The sequence below is a fragment of the Methanoregula sp. genome (assembly GCF_049690535.1).
Taxonomy (GTDB): domain Archaea; phylum Halobacteriota; class Methanomicrobia; order Methanomicrobiales; family Methanospirillaceae; genus Methanoregula.
The window spans coordinates 1-16,877 of record NZ_JBAVMX010000057.1 but is presented as its reverse complement, the minus strand read 5'-3'; the positions used below and the strand labels follow the sequence as shown (position 1 = coordinate 16,877).

At 57.3% G+C, this 16,877-nt stretch carries 17 protein-coding genes; 5 read left to right on the top strand and 12 right to left on the bottom strand.

Annotated features, from left to right (window positions below):
- Positions 1-349 precede the first annotated feature (349 nt).
- Together WCE46_RS04450 and WCE46_RS04445 are read right to left on the bottom strand one after the other, a co-directional pair.
- Positions 350-835 carry a hypothetical protein gene (locus tag WCE46_RS04450; protein WP_424732494.1) on the bottom strand — a complete coding sequence of 162 codons (486 nt, stop codon included), beginning with the start codon at positions 833-835 and terminating at the stop codon, positions 350-352.
- 77 nt (positions 836-912) lie between these two features.
- Positions 913-3,003, bottom strand: coding sequence for an acetate--CoA ligase family protein (locus WCE46_RS04445; RefSeq protein WP_424732493.1), 2,091 nt, complete (start codon positions 3,001-3,003; stop codon positions 913-915).
- A 325-nt stretch (positions 3,004-3,328) separates the two neighbouring features.
- Between WCE46_RS04445 and WCE46_RS04440 the strand changes: the two genes are divergently transcribed.
- The 3 genes from WCE46_RS04440 (at position 3,329) to WCE46_RS04430 (ending at position 5,862) form a co-directional block, all read left to right on the top strand.
- A complete protein-coding gene (locus WCE46_RS04440; RefSeq protein ID WP_424732492.1) occupies positions 3,329-3,688 on the top strand; it encodes a roadblock/LC7 domain-containing protein in 360 nt (119 codons plus the stop codon).
- A 286-nt stretch (positions 3,689-3,974) separates the two neighbouring features.
- Positions 3,975-5,090: a V4R domain-containing protein gene (locus WCE46_RS04435; RefSeq protein WP_424732491.1), complete on the top strand. Its 1,116-nt coding sequence runs from the start codon at positions 3,975-3,977 to the stop codon at positions 5,088-5,090.
- Positions 5,091-5,349: 259 nt separating this feature from the next.
- Entirely contained in the window at positions 5,350-5,862 is a 513-nt protein-coding gene (locus WCE46_RS04430) for a hypothetical protein (protein ID WP_424732490.1), read from the top strand.
- 61 nt (positions 5,863-5,923) lie between these two features.
- Here WCE46_RS04430 and WCE46_RS04425 read toward each other — a convergent pair whose 3' ends face one another.
- Genes WCE46_RS04425 through WCE46_RS04405 form a run of 5 tightly spaced genes read right to left on the bottom strand, consistent with a single transcriptional unit; the run spans position 5,924 to position 9,466 of the window.
- Complete coding sequence (locus tag WCE46_RS04425; RefSeq protein WP_424732489.1) at positions 5,924-7,036, bottom strand: glutamate-cysteine ligase family protein; 1,113 nt, start codon at positions 7,034-7,036, stop codon at positions 5,924-5,926.
- Positions 7,033-7,527: a YkgJ family cysteine cluster protein gene (locus WCE46_RS04420; RefSeq protein ID WP_424732488.1), complete on the bottom strand. Its 495-nt coding sequence runs from the start codon at positions 7,525-7,527 to the stop codon at positions 7,033-7,035. Before WCE46_RS04420 ends, WCE46_RS04425 begins: the two co-directional genes overlap by 4 nt.
- Positions 7,528-7,533: 6 nt before the next feature.
- The gene (locus WCE46_RS04415) at positions 7,534-8,406 is read right to left on the bottom strand and encodes an ATP-grasp domain-containing protein (protein WP_424732487.1); all 873 of its coding nucleotides are present in this window, start codon (positions 8,404-8,406) and stop codon (positions 7,534-7,536) included.
- On the bottom strand, positions 8,403-9,233 hold the full coding sequence (locus WCE46_RS04410) for a hypothetical protein (RefSeq protein WP_424732486.1): 831 nt from the start codon (positions 9,231-9,233) through the stop codon (positions 8,403-8,405). The genes WCE46_RS04415 and WCE46_RS04410 overlap by 4 nt, the downstream gene beginning before the upstream one ends.
- Complete coding sequence (locus tag WCE46_RS04405) at positions 9,230-9,466, bottom strand: hypothetical protein (protein WP_424732485.1); 237 nt, start codon at positions 9,464-9,466, stop codon at positions 9,230-9,232. The genes WCE46_RS04410 and WCE46_RS04405 overlap by 4 nt, the downstream gene beginning before the upstream one ends.
- Before the next feature lie 335 nt (positions 9,467-9,801).
- Here WCE46_RS04405 and WCE46_RS04400 point away from each other — a divergent pair, with 335 nt between their 5' ends.
- Positions 9,802-10,356, top strand: a complete 555-nt coding sequence (locus WCE46_RS04400; protein WP_424732484.1) for a CBS domain-containing protein — start codon at positions 9,802-9,804, stop codon at positions 10,354-10,356.
- Between the two features lie 302 nt (positions 10,357-10,658).
- Here the strand turns inward: WCE46_RS04400 and tpiA are convergent, their stop codons facing one another.
- The 3 genes from tpiA to WCE46_RS04385 all read right to left on the bottom strand — a co-directional run bounded on the left by tpiA (position 10,659) and on the right by WCE46_RS04385 (position 14,630).
- Entirely contained in the window at positions 10,659-11,327 is a 669-nt protein-coding gene (gene tpiA, locus WCE46_RS04395; RefSeq protein ID WP_424732483.1) for a triose-phosphate isomerase, read from the bottom strand.
- Between the two features lie 83 nt (positions 11,328-11,410).
- A complete protein-coding gene (locus tag WCE46_RS04390; protein ID WP_424732482.1) occupies positions 11,411-14,077 on the bottom strand; it encodes a DUF3656 domain-containing U32 family peptidase in 2,667 nt (888 codons plus the stop codon).
- A 16-nt stretch (positions 14,078-14,093) separates the two neighbouring features.
- On the bottom strand, positions 14,094-14,630 hold the full coding sequence (locus WCE46_RS04385; protein WP_424732481.1) for a small multi-drug export protein: 537 nt from the start codon (positions 14,628-14,630) through the stop codon (positions 14,094-14,096).
- Between the two features lie 114 nt (positions 14,631-14,744).
- Between WCE46_RS04385 and WCE46_RS04380 the strand changes: the two genes are divergently transcribed.
- Positions 14,745-15,374 (top strand): type I 3-dehydroquinate dehydratase, encoded by a 630-nt coding sequence (locus WCE46_RS04380; RefSeq protein WP_424732480.1) that lies wholly within the window; start codon positions 14,745-14,747, stop codon positions 15,372-15,374.
- A 47-nt stretch (positions 15,375-15,421) separates the two neighbouring features.
- Here WCE46_RS04380 and aroC read toward each other — a convergent pair whose 3' ends face one another.
- Positions 15,422-16,408, bottom strand: a complete 987-nt coding sequence (gene aroC / locus WCE46_RS04375; RefSeq protein WP_424732479.1) for a chorismate synthase — start codon at positions 16,406-16,408, stop codon at positions 15,422-15,424.
- On the bottom strand, positions 16,405-16,877 hold a 473-nt coding region (locus WCE46_RS04370; protein WP_424732478.1), incomplete at its 5' end, for a shikimate dehydrogenase family protein. The genes WCE46_RS04370 and aroC, both read right to left, overlap by 4 nt.

The following is a 16,877-nucleotide window of genomic DNA, read 5'->3' as shown; positions in this document are numbered from 1 at the left end:
CCGCGGGGGCGCCCCGTCGGGGGCGGCGGCACTCCTCGCTCGTGGGGGTGTGGGGGCGATAGCCCCCACGATATCCCCTCCATGCAATCCGGATCATCCGGCCCAAAGATTTTTTCGGAAAAGTTCGGGTAAAGAGCCACTGATTCCGGAAAATGATCGATCACTCAACGGAACATTTTGGAAAAAGTCCGGACACTTTGCTGAACATTTAAAAAAGTCCGGCAAGGTTCATGAAGATTAAAATAAAAAAGATTGATCACGCAACTGAAGATTCCAAAAAAAGTTCAACTCAGCTGCTGAAAATTTTGGAAAATAGATATATTGATTTTCCCGGTTTTTCCCGGAACCGTTATCCGGTATTATACGACCGGAACGGCACATACTTGTCGACAATCTTCACCCTGTCGCCCTGTGCAGTGATCGCCCAGACAATGGCGCGGTCGTTGTTCTGTGTCGTCCCCGGCAACGTGACAGTCTCGCCGACATACAGGGGCTGAGTCATCTTTCCGGTCTCAACGACCCCATCTGACCGGATGACTTCGAGATCGAGCTCGGGAACAAGGTTCATTCCCTTGCCGCCCCGGAACGTCATGATGATCTGCGGGTTGATGGACAGGCCGTTGCTCTGAACCTGGACTTCGACCTCCCAGACGTCGGGCAGGTTTTCTGTCGGACCCGGGGTGGCGGAAACCACCGGGAGGGTTGTCGTGGGGACCGGTGTCAGGGTGGGGGTGGCAGCCGGGCCGGGCAGGATCGCGGCCGGCTCCGTGCAGCCGGCGACTGCAAGAAGCAGCAGGAGAAGGATTGCCGGGGCGAGGATCAATCGTATATTCATGGGTGAAAATTTCACCGGCCGGTATATATGATGGTAGGATGGCAGGAGTTCAGTGGCTCTCGTTTGTCCTGCCGCCATTATGGGGTGCGGGGCACCGGCCGGCACCCATGGGATCCGTCTGCGTTCCGGCACGTGTACTGGCAGATATTTCCTACTGCCCGGAATGCATCTTCGAGATCCGGGAAGTTCGGGATGTGTGCCTCCCGCAGGATCCGCTGCGGGGTCTTCATGGAATCCCCTCCGATCATGCAGCCCACGATCATCTTTTTTGTGTGCGTGGAGAACCGGACGATCTCGTTTGCGACCCGGAGGGGATCGGAGATCGCGGTCGGGACGGCGATCACAAACGCGATGTCCCAGAGGTCCTGGTGCCGCATCATCACATCGAACGTCTTTGCGTACCGGTCCGGGTGGGAATCCCCGACCATGTCAATCGGGTTCTCCCGGCTCCAGTTTGCGGGAAGTACTGCGTCAAGTTCTCGTGTGAGCGCCTCCGGGAATTCCACGAGGTCAATCCCGAACTGCTCAGCATAGTCCGAGGAGAGCACCGCAAACCCGCCGGCGTTTGTGATCACGACGGCGCGGGTGCCGCTGGGGTACCCTTCGGACGCGAGGAGTTCGGCTGCCTGGAACGCCTCCCGGATCGACCGGACCGGGATCATCCCGGCCTGCCGGAATGCTGCACGGTAAACCTGGTCGCTCCCGGCAAGGGAGCCCGTGTGCGACGAGGCCGCCTTCTGCCCAATTTTTGACGAGCCGGATTTTATCACGATCACGGGTTTTACCGGGGTGATACGACTGACGGTCTCCATGAAGCGCCGGCCGTTTGTGATCTCCTCTACGTACAGGATGATCGCATTTGTCGCAGGATCGGCGGCGGTCCACCGGATGAAATCCTCAAACGTGAGATCCAGCTGGTTTCCCACCGAGATGACGGCAGAAAACCCGATCTCTTCGGGAAGGCTCCAGTCTACGATAGTGGTGATGATCGCCCCGCTCTGGGAGATAAACGCGATGGAGCCGGGCCGTGGCGAGACCGGGTCAAAAGTGGTATTGATGCCCTGCGCGGGGAGCATGAACCCGAGGCAGTTGGGGCCCATGATCCGAATTCCATATTTGCGAGCCGTGGCAAGCACCTGCTCTTCGAGCGCTTTTCCGGCCGGCCCGATCTCCCGAAACCCGGACGAGACAATGATCACGAGCGGAATCTTCTTTTTTCCGGCTTCCTCTACAATAGCCGGCACGGCCGGTGCCGGGATCGCGATCACGACAGCATCGATCGTGTCGGGGATTGCAGATAATGTGGGATACGCGGTCTTCCCGAGGATCACCGGGCTTTTGGGATTGACCGGGTAAAGGGCGCCGGAAAAGTTGAGCATGTTCCGGCAGATCGCGTACCCGACCTTGTCGGCGTCCTGCGATGCCCCGACGACCGCGACCGACCTCATGGTAAACAGGGAGTCCGGCAGCGCCGCACCTGCCCTCTCCTCGCCAGGAACCGGCCCGGCCGTTTTATCCGTGTAGATCCGTGCGTCCACCGCACAGCCGCCGTTGCCGTACATGATGACCGGGTTGATGTCGAACTCCCGGATCTCCGGATGTTCAAGGAACATGCGTCCGAGCGCCCCGGCAATCCGGACAAGTGCCGCCTCGTCCCGGGGAGCGGCGTGCCGGAACCCGGCGATCAGCGGATAGCCCCCGAGGCTGTGGATCATGCTGCGGATCTCGTCTTCGCCTGTCGGGAGGATCCGGATCGCCACGTCCCGGATCAGTTCCACGAGCGTGCCGCCCATGCCGATCGTGAGCACTTTCCCGAACGCCGGGTCGGTCTTTCCCCCGATGATCAGTTCGAGGCCCGGCTCCTGCTCTGCCTCAAGGATGATCCCTTCGATCTCTGCATCAGGAAATGCTGCCCGGACATTCTGCGTGATGGCCGTAAACGCCTTTTCTGCCGCAGCGGCAGACGTGACGCCGGTAAGGACGCCGCCCGCATCGCTCTTGTGGACGACCTGCGGCGAGACGATCTTTGCCACGAGCGGGAACCCGATCCCGTCCGCTGCACGTCCTGCCTCTTCTGCGGTGCGGACGACTACGTGCCGGGGCACCGGGATCCCGCAGGTTTTCAGCAGTTCGTAGCCTTCCGCTTCGGAAAGCAGGGTCAATGACATGGTGGCTGTTTACTCCTTGTAGTGATATTGCCGGTGCCGGGTTAATGAGGATTGTGCAGGGATTCCAGTTACATCCCCTGTGAAAAATCCATGGTAGTTCGTAAATTTTTTATAGAATAATCTGACGGTTTTCCAAACTCCGTTTATCGACAGATTTCCTCAGGGTTCATGCGAATGACGAATGGAATGAGGTTTTCTGCGGGAGCCGGAAAATCCGGATGCTGTGATCATATTCCTCTTTTTAATTACATCATGGAATTTTATCTTTCGGACTAAGTATTAATAGTTCGAAATAAAAGAAGATTTATTTATAGGTGGTGACTGGATGGTACAATCCTTATTAAAACCGCTTCTTGGCGAATTTTTAAAAATAGAGGGAGTATCAGCAGCAGTGATTGCTGGAAGCGACGGGTTTGTTATCGAGAGTGCGGTTTCTGGAAAATTTGATATTGAAGCTCTTGCCGCCATGGCGTCAACAGGTCTTGGCACATCGGGTGCAATGGGCACGTCACTGGAGAAAGGAGAACTTGCCCAGATGCTCGTTGAACTGGAAAAAGGTCCGATCCTCCTCTCGCCTCTCTCCCAGGATGAATTGATCGCAATTGTAGCAGACGGCACTGCTAATATCGGCCGAATACGCTACGATCTCAGGAAAAACAGGGACCGCATCATTGCCGCACTCTGATCCAGAAACTTCTCCAGAAACTGATTACGATGGGTACGTGGGAAAATCTGCCGCAGTGATAGTACGACTCATGTGGCTCCGTACGATCCGGAATCGTGTCCAGCGTCTGTGCCTGCATACAGGATAAGGCCCGGAAGGTCATGAAATTCCGTATCAGGTTCAATGTATCCTGTTCCTCATCCCCACTATTAGTATAACATTTCAACAAACCCCGGTCCTTTTATTCCATTTTTTTTAAATTTTCCGGGCGAAATATTTTAATTAATTTATAGCGGAGTTACTGTTCATGAAGATTGGACGCGAGGACTTCGAATCTTTTATCAAAGGGGAAAAGGACATCAGACCTTACATCGAACTGGATCCCCTCGCCGGTTCGTATTCAGTCTTTGGAGTGAAGACGGCGAGCAATCCGAATTATCTGGTAAAAGCCATCTATGAAATGTATGAAAGCAATCTGGACAAGAAGCTTGCCGTGCAGGCCGTCCGAAAACTCTTCCGCTCAGTTGGTATGGGCTCGGTCGGGCTCAACAACCTGTTGAAAAAACAGGGGATGGACCTCAAACCTGCCGATTTTCTCATGCTCGTCTTCAAGCTCCAGCACCAGCAGGGCTGGGGAGCACCGTTTGAGCTTGTGGAGCAGAGTGAAAAACGGATCCGGCTGCGTACGAAGCAGACCTTTGAATCACAGATCATGAAAGACTGGAACATGCCGGTCTGTGGTATCCACCAGGGCTGGATCGAGGGTATTCTCATCGCTGCAACGGGTAAGAACTGGTTCTGCCTTGAAACAAAATGCCACGCACACGGTGACGATGCCTGCGAGTTTGTTGCCGACCAGGTTGAATCCAGCTGGAAGTTCAAGGCACAGGCAATTGTGAAAGGCGACTCTGCCATAACAGAATATATCGAACACAAACCCCTTGAAGGTAAAATAAAGCTGATCGATGACCCGGTGGTCATGATGCCGCGGTTCATCTTCACCTCCATGATGAACTCCTTAAAAAAGACGATGGGAGAGTTGCCTGCGGGTGGGGTCAACTACCGCGCGTACATGGAGATGGGCAGGGAAAATGTCGGGCACTACAAGACCATGGGGATCGACAAACCCAATATCCTCGCTGACATGGCGTTTGCTTTCTACTCCCAGATGGGCTGGTTTAGTATCATCAAAACAGAATGGGACGAGGCGGCAAAGACAAAGACGATGACGCTTTCGCACACGGTCGAGTCCGAAGCGTTTGGCACTACCGGGAAAAATGTATGCTTCTGCACTGCCGGGCTTCTTGCGGGAATTATCGAAGGGTCATTTGGCATCAAAGTTCAGGCAAAAGAGATTAAGTGCCGGTCAAAGGGAGACGAGCACTGCGTCTTTACGATCACAAACAAACCTGAAAATTCATAAAACCCGGGTACCTTTTTTCAGGGTGCCGTTGGATTTGCGGGATGTTTACCTGGTCAATATTGCGGGGCTACGATGATCTCATCTCTCTTTATTGTGATTTGATGATGTAATCGACCAATCGATATCCAGATCCATTCATTGGAAACTACTGGTCGGTAGCGTTTATGATGGGTGACCCAGTTTTTCTCTTGTAAAATTATCGGGTCAACCCCCGATCTCATTCCAGGTTAATGCCATAACAATAATTATAACCCCACCCGTGAAAAGGGGCACATATGACCGACACCCCTGTTTTGCAGCCCGGAGCACCGGCAAAAAACCGGGTACTCCCCATCCCCTGATCACTATCGCACTTGTGGTGCTCCTCCTCCTCATAGCGATAGTAGCGATTTTCGGAGGGCCGATCTTCGGTGCACTGACCGGTTCAAACGAAGAGAGCGCTCCTGCAGTAAGCACACCTGCCATAGTATCGGCGGCGCCAGAGGTTCCGACCGCAGAGATCGATTCGAAATCGGTAACCTGTCAGGTCACCGGCTCGTTGGATATTACCGGTACCGTCACAAGTAATGTCGCTCATCCACTGTATGTTGTGATAAGTGGCGCCGGTTATGATAGTACTGGCGTGGAGTTGGGCACCGGGTATGATAGTGTTAATATCGATCCGTATGGGACCAGCCCTTACAAAATCGACATCATCGATGGATGTCAGATGGGAGACTCCGGGACATATGACGTCCGGATCTCCGACATCTCCTGGAGGCACCTCAGTTAGAACGACACAAAGACTAAAAACAGAAATTAAAAAAATCCGGCCCTGTTCCCGGATAAAAAAATTATTCCATCCCGTACGGCACGTTCGCCCTCAGGCAGTGTGCCATGTCGGCAAGGATCGGCTCGATTGCCTGCTCCTCCCGGTACCGCTCCGCCATCTGCTCGGCGAGGCTGCCTTTTTTGATCCGGCTTTCGATGACCGGCAGGTACTGTCGTTCTTCAGCAGTCGCCTTCTGCCACGCAGAGCGGTACAGCGCTTCAAGTTCCGGCCTCAGCCCCGCCGTACCCTTCTCTATTGCAGTTTCCGTGAGTGCGAGCAGCGCGTCCTGATCCGTTTCTACCGGCAGCGTCGGACAGCGCAGGAGTGAAGTCACCAGTGAAGCGACCGCCATGTCGGAGCGGATGCACTCCTGTTCGTCCGGCGCCTTGATCTCAAGGCATTCCCGGGAGAACCGGATGATAAGCCCGCTTGAGTTGAGCCATTCCTCGCAGAGGATTTCAGCGTCCCGGGCCCGGAGCTCGGAAAAGACCTGCTCCTGTGCAGTACAGTACTCCGCGACCGACCGGAGCCGGGCCGGGATAATACCGTTGCAGATTGCCGGGATCACCTTCTGGTTCTCCCGGTAATAGATGAGCCGGTTGTCCATTTTCCCGGTCAGACGGCCCTCTACCATGGGAGAGGCAGCCGTGAGCGCGATGAGGTACGGGAGGAGCGTGCGGATCCGGTTATACTGCATGAGCAGGTCTTTTTCTCCCGCGTACGAGAGGTTGATCTGGAGCGCCTGGATGTTGAGCCACCCGTGCTGGTGGATATTGAAAAGCCGGTCATAGCACTCGTAGTACTCCCCCTCGTCATGATCCCAGACCGCAGTCCGGTCGAGTGTCAGGGTGGGGTGCATCCCAAGGCCGAGCAGGTGGTACTGGGTGGGGAAGATGTGGTAAAATTTCCTGATGCCCGCCATGAGCATCGCTTCGAGCGCCGCAGGACCCGGCGCCGGGACACGCGGGAGAAATTCAAGTACCGTCTTCTGGAGTTCTTTACCCAGTTTTGTCTCGCCAAAGGAGATCTCGCTCTCGAACCTCCCGCAGATGGCCTTGAGGATCTGGTCGGATACGGGAAGCGCCGTAAAGTAGGCGTCGTTTATCGAATATTCGTGTTCTGTGCCAATCGTCATGCGCACCGGTGTCCCCGGGGGATGGTCATGACCAGATCCGTGTCCGGCTCATCGATCCGGTTGATCTCTGCTATCTCTGTATCGGTGAGATGGCTGACGAGGTGCAGGATGTTTGTCTCCGCCTGGTCGTACTGCTGGCGGTACGCCCCGGGCTCCTCTTTGAGGAGAGGGACAATAGGGCAGATAGAGGCATGTTTTAAGAAAATGCGGATCGTATCGCCCTCCACATCGAAGGTAAACGGCCCGGCCCGGCAGGTCTCGGGTTTGACCTGGTGGCAGGTACACTTGTGGTCCTTCATGAGGATACAGGTGCCGTCGGCATGGGTTTTAAGGCGCAGGTAACCCTCGTTCTCAAAACACGCAGGCGTTGCTCCTGCGGTGATCAGTTCGTCGTAACGGTTTTTGGTGACGGGGGGGTGCGCTTCATCGCAGCAGTGTCCCCCGCATGCCATACAGATAGCTTCAGCACGAAGCAGCCAGTTTTCAGTCAAAGATGATCACGCTGCAAAAAGGTGGTTGACGATACGTTCGTAGACCCGGGGGTAGTGGGCATCCTCGCCGCTCTCAAGCGACGGGTTGTCGTTTACCTCGATCACGCAGGCATCGCCATTGTTGTTCTTGATATCTACGCCATAAAGGCCGTTTCCGATCGCTTCGGCCGCATCGATCCCGAGCTGGATAACATGCGGTGGTACCTTCTCCTCGGGCATGCTCTCGACCCCGCAGTACACGATGTGGCCGTTTACCGATGCCTGGATCTTGAACGTCACCGAGGGGATCGTGTACTTGCAGACGTACAGGAGTTTTCCGCCGAGCACACCGACCCGCCAGTCGTATGTGCTCTGCACGAACTGCTGGACGACAATCCAGTCCGACATCTTGATGAATCTTCTCGCGACCCGGAAGAACCCGGCAATATCCATGACCTTTTCGACCCGGAGCGAGAACGAGGTCGACGGCTCTTTGATGATGAGCGGTGTCCCGAGTGTATCGAAGAGCTGCGAGACCCGTTCGACCGACAGGTCGTTTTTCGAGAGGAAGACGGTTTTCGGGAGCGCGACGTTCTTTTTCTGGAGATGGGAGTACATGTTGATCTTGTCGCCGCAGATCTGGATGGAATCAGCGTCGTCAATGACCGGGATGCCGTGGAAGTCGGCCATGCGGGCGGCGACATACGTGATGTTCATCGGGTCGGTCCGGGCCCGGATGAAGAGTGCGTCCATCTTTTTGATCTTGTTAATGTCGACCGGGAAGAGAAACTCCACGTTGTGTCCGAGGCCCTCTGCCACATCCCGGCAGTGGATGAGGGCGCTGAGCTGCTCGGCATTGGAGAGGGTTTTCCTGTCGACAAAAATCCCGAGCCTGCTCATAGAAACTCCTGCTCGTCCCGGTATGCAGTCAGGAGCGCCCGCTCTTTTTCGGTAAGATGGGTGTACCGCGTGGGTGCAAGGGACGAGAGTGCGAACTCTTTTTCGGTCTTTACAAAGACCATGCTCACGAGCGGGATTGAGAAGAGTTCGTAGATCATCGCTGCATACCCGGCAACTGCAGTGCAGCTCCCCGTGGTCCGGCCAAAGACCGCCGTGCAGGTATGGATGGTTGCCCCGTCGTCGAGTTTCTGGTAGCAGAACGGGTACTTGCCCTTGTTTGTGATGTGCTTGATGACGTCTTTTGCCTGCTCGTTGTCCTGCACGACAAAGAAGTCCGAAGCGGTGGCAAAGTAGTTGAGCCCGTAGAGGATCGCCGGGAGCGGGACGTAGGCCTGCGAGATGCCCCACTCCACGACCGGGATACCGGCAATTTTTGCCCGCTCGAGACAGATGGGCACCACGAATGCGTCAAGGACTGCCCGGCTGGACGGGCGGATATCGTCCCCGGCCAGTTCACGCTCAAGGATGGTATAATATGCCTCGGTCTTGTACGAGTAGTCCTCGGCGATAACATGGTACGCGTGGTCCCGCATGACAATCGCAAGGGAATCCCGGGTCATCACCGGTTCTTTTCTCGTCACGAGATGGGCATGGGTGGCATGGCTGTTCCCTCCCCGTGCGGGCGTCTGGTCAAGCAGCGCCGCCCGTACCGTCGCCCGCCGGCTTATGCCAGGCCGGGAAAAGGGATTTGCGGGACCGGACGCGACCGTACTCTCTGTCTGCAGCTCATCATCTGGCTGCGGGGTGTCGACCCACCGATCGTTCATCCGCAGATCAGCTCGCTCGTTCCCCTGACAGAGATATCCCGGGGGCCGGGGATTCCCGGTACAGACCTGCCCGTGGAACCGGAGTCCCGGGCAAAATGAGTGAACTGGGCAGAAGCATGATCCATAAATTCACGCGCTGCATCAATGATACAGCGTGTCATTGCAAAAGAGAGAGAAAACGCGAAACGTTTAGCCTCTTTATCATCGTCGTCGTTGCTGACACTGACGGTCATGTTCAACACTAATCCAACACACGGTTTGGATTATTCTATCTTCCTCTATTCGTGTCGGGCTTTAAAAGAATTTTGCACGTGACCATACTTCGGGATGATTACTGTTCATAAACAGGCACGCAAAAGTGTCCGGGACCTCCTCCCGCGCACGGCCTTTTTTGTGTGAGGAAACACCCCCTGCCACAGGTACCGGGTGTGAGTGGATCCGGGGAAAACGTCCCCCTGAACTGCGGGGGATTGCAGGGCCGGAACAGGAGTTTTTGTAGTACCGAAAACCAGCGGATCTTACCGCCATCCTAAAGTTGATATTGCATTATCACTATCAGTAATTGCATATGCATATACCGAGTCCTGAAGAACTCCGTTCCCGCCGCGAAACCCTGGGGCTCAGGCAAACCGAGATCGCAAAGAGGGCAGGCATCAGCCAGTCGATGGTGGCCCGGATCGAGGCAGGCAGTGTCGACCCCCGGGTCAGCACCTTAAACAAGATTATCGTGGTGCTCAATAATGCTGAACCAAAGAAAATGACGGCCGGCCAGATTATGCATACACCGGTGCTCTCCATCCAGCCTCAGGCAAGTATATCGCAGGCCGTGGAGATCTTCGAAAAGAACAACATCTCCCAGCTGCCGGTGATCGAGCGGGGTTCACCGGTCGGGTGTATTTCCGAATCGGCGATCGTAAAAGCGATCGAGCAACAGCGCCTCCATCATACGCACCTCTTCATGGTAAAAGACTTCATGGAGCCCGGTTTCCCCACGGTCCCACCGGATATGGATGTCGAAACGGTGGTAAACATCCTCCAGCAGAACCACGCGGTGCTGGTGACCGAGGGAAGACTGGTCCGGGGTGTGATTACCAAGCACGACCTGATCACCCTCATCGTCTGACCGTGCGGACCGGATCCTGACCGGTATGTGCGGCACAAAAACGCCCCTTTTTACATTATCCTGCACATTTCAGGGGATATTCTTCCACGCTTTTAGAAATCTTTATAAATCAGTATAAAAAAAGTGATTCTTGTTGTGGCTGGTGCCACACCAGAGGTTTTGTGAAATGGCAGAAACAACAGAATCCAAAGAGATCAGCAGTGCAACTGTTATCGGGATCGGTGTGGTAATATTCGTGGTTATTGTCGGTATCTGGTACCTGTTCCTTAAGTAATACCGATACCCAAAAATATTTTCCTGTTTTAGAGTTTTGAAACAAGATCCCGGAGCACAGCGGCCGGATCGGCAGCCTTTACCACGCTTGAGGCAAGGAGCACCCCATCTGTCCCGAGATCGACAGCAATCTTCACACATTCGCCGCTCTGGATACCGGCTCCCGTGAGGACTTTTACTTTCGGGTTAACCTCATGCACGGCCGCGACCGACCTTTTTATGATATCGGGGTTTGCCTTTGAAACCGAGACGCCGCTCCCGATCAGTTCCGGCGGTTCGATGGCTACATACTCCGGGCCAAGCGCCGCGGCACCGGCACTCGCGATCTCGTTATTGGAACAGACAACAGCCGTGAGCTTATGGGACTGGAGAGCCCGTACCGACGCCTCGATCTCTGCAAGGGTCAGGCGACGCTCTGAATGGTTGACAAGCGACCCGGCGGCTCCTGCCAGTTTGAGTGCATCGGCTGTGATATGGCCGGTGTGGGCGCCGGGCTCGTACCCGTCCACGTGCTGGGCGTATACGGGGATTGCGAAATGGTGGCAGAGCGGGTGGAGGTCGATGTACCCGGGCGCGAGACCGATGGTCACCCCGCTCTCGCGTGCGACGAGCTGGGCATCAGTGGCAATCTGGTGGGCGCGGTTGCCCGTGCCCTCCTTGTAGGTCTTGAGGTTTACCAGGATCAGGGGTGACGGCATCTTACATCATTCCTCGTGCTTGAGGTGTTGCACGCCGGTTCCATTCAACCTTTCGCTCCCCGGCCCGACCGGCGCAGATGGGATCATTCTTCCTTTAACCCCCGGGTGTAGTGACCGGCAGTAATGCCCCCGAGAGCTATCGATTTTACCCGTTCCCTGAGCGTGGCAGGATCACGGGACGTGGCACCGGGTTTTTGTGCGGCAGGCGCGATTGCCTCACGGTAGGCCTTCACCATTTCCCTCGCATAGTCTGCCGGTTTTCCCCGTGCATCAATCGCGACTGCATTGATCCCGGCCGCTGCCAGTTCCGGTACCACATCGATGAGGCAGGTCTCGGCGGCGTTGAAAATATGGCTCCGGCAGGCGCCGTCCACATGTACCGGGAAAAGACGCCCGGTCTCGTCCCGGATCCCGATCCAGCGGGTATTCCTGCAGGGACCTGACGTGCGCCGACACTTAGTGATGACGGCACGCAGGCAGTCATCGGTCACCATCGTCTCAAGGTTTCCCTGCGCGAACACGGCAAGCTCCGGCCCGTCCCCCTGCCGGTGTACCTCACGGGCAAGTACGGCGATCTCGTTACCGGATAGTTCCGGGGAGACCTGGAGCATCGTAAAATGCTGTCGGGCAAAGACCCGGATTGTCTCCGCATTAAAGACGTTCAGCCCCCATGACCCGGCAAGGGCAAGACCCGGTACCGCTTCTTGTACGGCAAGCGCAGTTCCCGGGTTTTCCACCATGCACTCACGGAGGCCTGCCACGTGCAGCCGGGGCAGGACCGACCGGATCGCAGCGATCTCGCCCTGCCGGGTGATCCGGGGTAGTTTCCAGATGAGCCGTGCGTCATGTGCCCGGCAGATTTCAAGTGCGGTGCGAACCGCCGCCTCGATGCGGGCGTTCTCGGATTCTGCATCAATACCTGACGGGTACGGGAAGCCCAGGGGTTCAAAGCAGATCGTTTTTGCCCCGGCACGGGTACCGGCATCCACGGCGTCCATGCAGTCCGCGTACAGGATAATGTTCATGGGCTTCTTTTGGGAGACCGGGGGGGTTTTGGGCGTGGAAGAGACGGGGGACGGATGTCCGGCAATAAACGTTGCAAGACGCTTTTTTGCTGCTGCCACCTCTTCCGGCAGGGGACGGAAAGATGCTATCAAGGCCTCCCCGGCCCGGATGAAAAATTCCCTCCGTACCCGGTTAATCTCGCTTACCGGGGTAAACAGGGTGCCGTCATAGGTGAGGTCCAGGTTTGCGATACCAAACGGCGTTCCCCCGGTCTTTGTGAGCTGTGCGGCAAGCGTTTCTTCCGAGAGCGGGCGGGATCGGGCCGGGACGAGGTGGAGGTCTGAAGTATTTTCCACAACAACCGGTTCTTTTCCCGGCGGATGGATCGTGCCTGCAAGGATCAGGTGCCCGTCAGCGGCAACCGTTGCGACCATATCGATCGGCACCAGGTGGCGCAGGTCCGGCGGGGCCAGTGCCCCTATCTGCCGGGCACGGGCTGCGAGCACCTGCGATGAGGTGAGAAAGACCCGCGAGCCTTCGAGCGCCGGGCGGGAAACGGCAAGCACAATCATCCCGTCGTTTTGCACATCGGGTTCGCTGTTGAGGGCGAAACCCCACGCTGCTGCCGGATGGTTCTGAAGGGTAAAGAGGAGCCCGTCCCCGGGGTGCAGGGTGACGGGATGGTCCGGGGTGATGGTGACAGTCCTCCTGGTACGATCGTACCGGGTGACGGTCCCAATAAGCAGGCCCCGGTTGTCCGGCCGGTCCCTGCCCATGAGTTTTTCGTTCCTGTCGCCGAATAGGTGGCCCCGGGTAAATTCCCGGTTGAACGCGAGCAGCAGATCGTTTTCAGCGGATTTGTCCGGGGTAAAACTACCGGCTGCCGCCGCATCGAGTGCACGCCGGTACGTGGAAACGACAATGGCCACGTACTCCGGGGATTTCATCCGGCCCTCGATCTTCAACGATGCGACCGGGGCGTTTACGAGCCGGGGGATCTCGCGGTAGGTACAGAGATCTTTTGGCGAGAGGAGGTACTTTTCCTGCAAAGGCACCTCGCTTGCATCGGTTGGCCGGCCGTATTTGTCGACATCGGCCGTGACAAGCGAATATTTCATCCGGCACGGCTGGGCGCACATGCCCCGGTTCCCGCTCCGGCCGCCGATCACGGACGAGAGCAGGCACTGGCCCGAGTAACTGTAGCAGAGGGCACCGTGTGCGAAAACTTCAAGGCCGACACCGGTATCAGCGGTTGCCCATGCAATTGATTCTACTTCGGCAAGGGAGAGTTCCCGGGCAAGCACCACCCGGGAAAATCCCTGCTCATGCGCCCACCTCACGCCCTCCGCGTTGTGGATCGTGAGCTGGGTCGAGGCATGGAGGACAAGGCCGGGCACAATCTCCCGGGCGAGCGCTGCGACCCCGGGGTCCTGCACGAGCACAGCATCGACCCCGGTCGCGTACAGCCGGACAAGGTACTCCGCGATGCCCGGGATCTCCCGGTCATGGACGAGCGTGTTCGTGGTCACGTAGACCCGCACGCCCCGGGCATGGGCGTACCCGACTGCTTCTGCTATCTCTTCATCAGAAAAATTACGGGCGAATTTCCGTGCGCCAAACTGCTTCCCGCTCAGGTAGACTGCATCGGCCCCGGCAGCGACTGCGGCATAGAATGCATTCATCGATCCAGCCGGCGCGAGCAGTTCGGGGATTTTTTGTGAAGGGTGCAGGTTTTTTTCTGGCATAGGAACTCCGTTTTTTTTAGGGAATGAAATACCGGATCAGGCCGAGGGTGGCAAGCGTGGTGGCAACAGCGGCGACGCAGTACCCGGCCATGGTGACGACAAACGCCCGCTCCCGCTGCCACCCGAACAACCGGGATGCCGGCGCACAAAGGTAGACCCCGATCAGGATCTCGCAGGGGAAGAGGCCGAGAATGCCGTACCGGTCGAACATCTTTGAGCGCTCCGCGAGGTTCTTTGTTTTTTCCAGGAACCATGCGATATGTTTTGAGGTCTGCCCGGCGGTATCGAGTATGCCGTAGATCCCAAGGAAGATCCCGGCCTCGATGCTTGTCGCGGCACACAGGACATACAGGGGCGGGAGACCCAGACCGATCCCGATCGGGATCGACCCGTACTCAATCAGGAACGCGCTCGTGATCAGGGCAATAACCGGGGCAAGGGAGATGCGAAGCAGGTATGCAGCACCAAGCGGCAGGATAAGTGCAGGAAGGATACACCACCCGAGCGCTATGCCAAGAAGCCGGAGATTTGTCATGACTGCCGCACGTTCCATATCAAGCGGACAGTTTCAACCCGGAAGGGGATAAACCGGTATCCTCCTCAAAGCCGGGAAACGGCCCCCGGCCGGGCACATCTTTTTGTGGCCCCGCGGCTAACGGTCAGGTACATGCAGATCGTAGCCGCTCTCACCGATCCCGCACAGGCTGCCGCCGCACAGGCACAGGGCGCCCATCTCATCGAGCTCCGTTTCGACCTGATGGACGGCGATCCGGTGGAACTGGTGCGAACGTGCAGAAAAGCATGTTCTCTTCCCATCATCGCCACGTTCCGCTCCGCACAGGAAGGAGGGCAGTACTTCGGCAGCCCGGAGGAATGGGCAAAAAAGATTGCACCGCTCATCCCGCTCGTGGACTATGTCGATGTCGAGCAGCAGTTTGCGAGGCAGGCGGCCCCCGTAAAAGAGGCGGGAAAAACGATCATCGCCTCGCACCATTCGGCGCAGATGATGCCGTTGCACATCCTGTTTGTGCTCGAACAGGAACTGAGATCGTACGGTGACATCCCGAAAATTATTGTCACCCCAACAAACGAGGACGACCTCATCGATCTTATCGCATTTACCCGGGCGGCAAAGAAACCGATCTGCACCGGGGTCATGGGAGCATCATTCCGGTATGCCCGGGCGATCCTCCCGCTCTTTGGCTCGGAGTTGGTCTACTGCCATGCCGGCGTCCCGACAGCAGCCGGGCAGTACTCGGTTGAAGAGTTTGTGGCCCTGCAGAAACTGCTGGCCTGATTGCCGGGGAACATCTTGGAATTGACCGGGGTCGGCAGAAAAAAAAGTTACCGGTATTTTTCCTGTTCCAGCACCGCATCGGCGAGCACGAGCGCGAGCATCGCTTCTGCTACCGGAAGGATCCGGGGCACGATGCAAGGGTCGTGCCGTCCGCCCACGGTGATTGTCACCGCGTTCCCGTGAATATCCCGGGTCTGCTGGACTTTTGCAATCGACGGCGTGGGTTTTACGGCGATGCGAACAACGATCTCCTGCCCAGAGGAGATCCCGCCGAGGATGCCGCCCGCGTGGTTGCTTTTAAATCCGGTCGCAGTCATCGGGTCGTTGTTCTCGCTTCCGAACTTTTCGGCAACAAGAAACCCGTCACCGATCTCCACGCCTTTTACCGCACCGATCCCCATCATGGCGCCGGCGATCGCTGCGTCAAGTTTCCCAAAGACCGGGTCACCGAGGCCGGCCGGGCAGCCGGTTGCCACAATCTCCGCGATCCCGCCGACCGAGTCCCCGGCCGCTTTTGCCGAGAGGATCTCCGCATCGATCTCCTGCGGGGCGGTCCTGCCGTGCACGGAGACGATCCGGCCGGTGACCGCGATCCCTTTTGTCGCGAGGTACTTCAGTGCCACGGCCCCGGCCGCGACCCGGCCGACCGTCTCCCTGCCCGAGCTCCGGCCGCCGCCCCGGTGATCACGGATACCGTACTTCTCCTGGTACGTGAAATCCGCGTGGCCGGGCCGGAACTTTTCCCGGAGCGCCTTGTAGTCCTCCGAGTGCACGTCCTTGTTTCTCACTAAGAGCGCGATGGGCGCGCCGGTCGTCTGTCCTTCAAACACGCCCGAGAGGATCTCGACCGTGTCGCTCTCGCTCCGGGCCGACGTGAGCGGCGACGCACCCGGGCGGCGCCGGTCAAGCAGCGGCTGGATGTCGGCCGGTGATAATCCGAGACGGACCGGGCACCCGTCGATGACTGCCCCGACCGCCGGTCCATGGCTCTCGCCAAACGTCGTTACTGCAAAGTTCCTTCCAAACGTGTTCATGCCAGTATCTCCCGTATTGTCGTATCGGGCACATCGATCCCAAAGAAGAGCCGGAACTGCTCCCGTGCCTGGTGGATAAAGACCTCGGTACCGGTGATGGTTGCGCAGCCGGCTTTTCGTGCAGCCGCTATCAGGGGGGTTACCGGAGGTGTGTACACAAGATCAAATACGGTCATCTCCTTTTTGAGCTGATCGTCACGCAGCGGGCTTCTCGTATCCGGCTGCATGCCAAGAGAGGTTGCGTTCACGACCAGATCCGGGTTCATCCCGTCAAAGCCGTTCCACGCACGCCACCGGCAGCCGAACTGTTCCGCAAGCGTCCGCGCTTTCTCCGGCGTCCGGTTCAGGATCGTGACCTCCATGTCCAGGTTCGTAAGCGCGTAGGCAGCCGCTGCTGCGACGCCCCCGGCACCGAGCAGCACCGCACGGGTGCCTGAAAAGCCGGTAAGGGGTTTTTGTATGCCCAGCC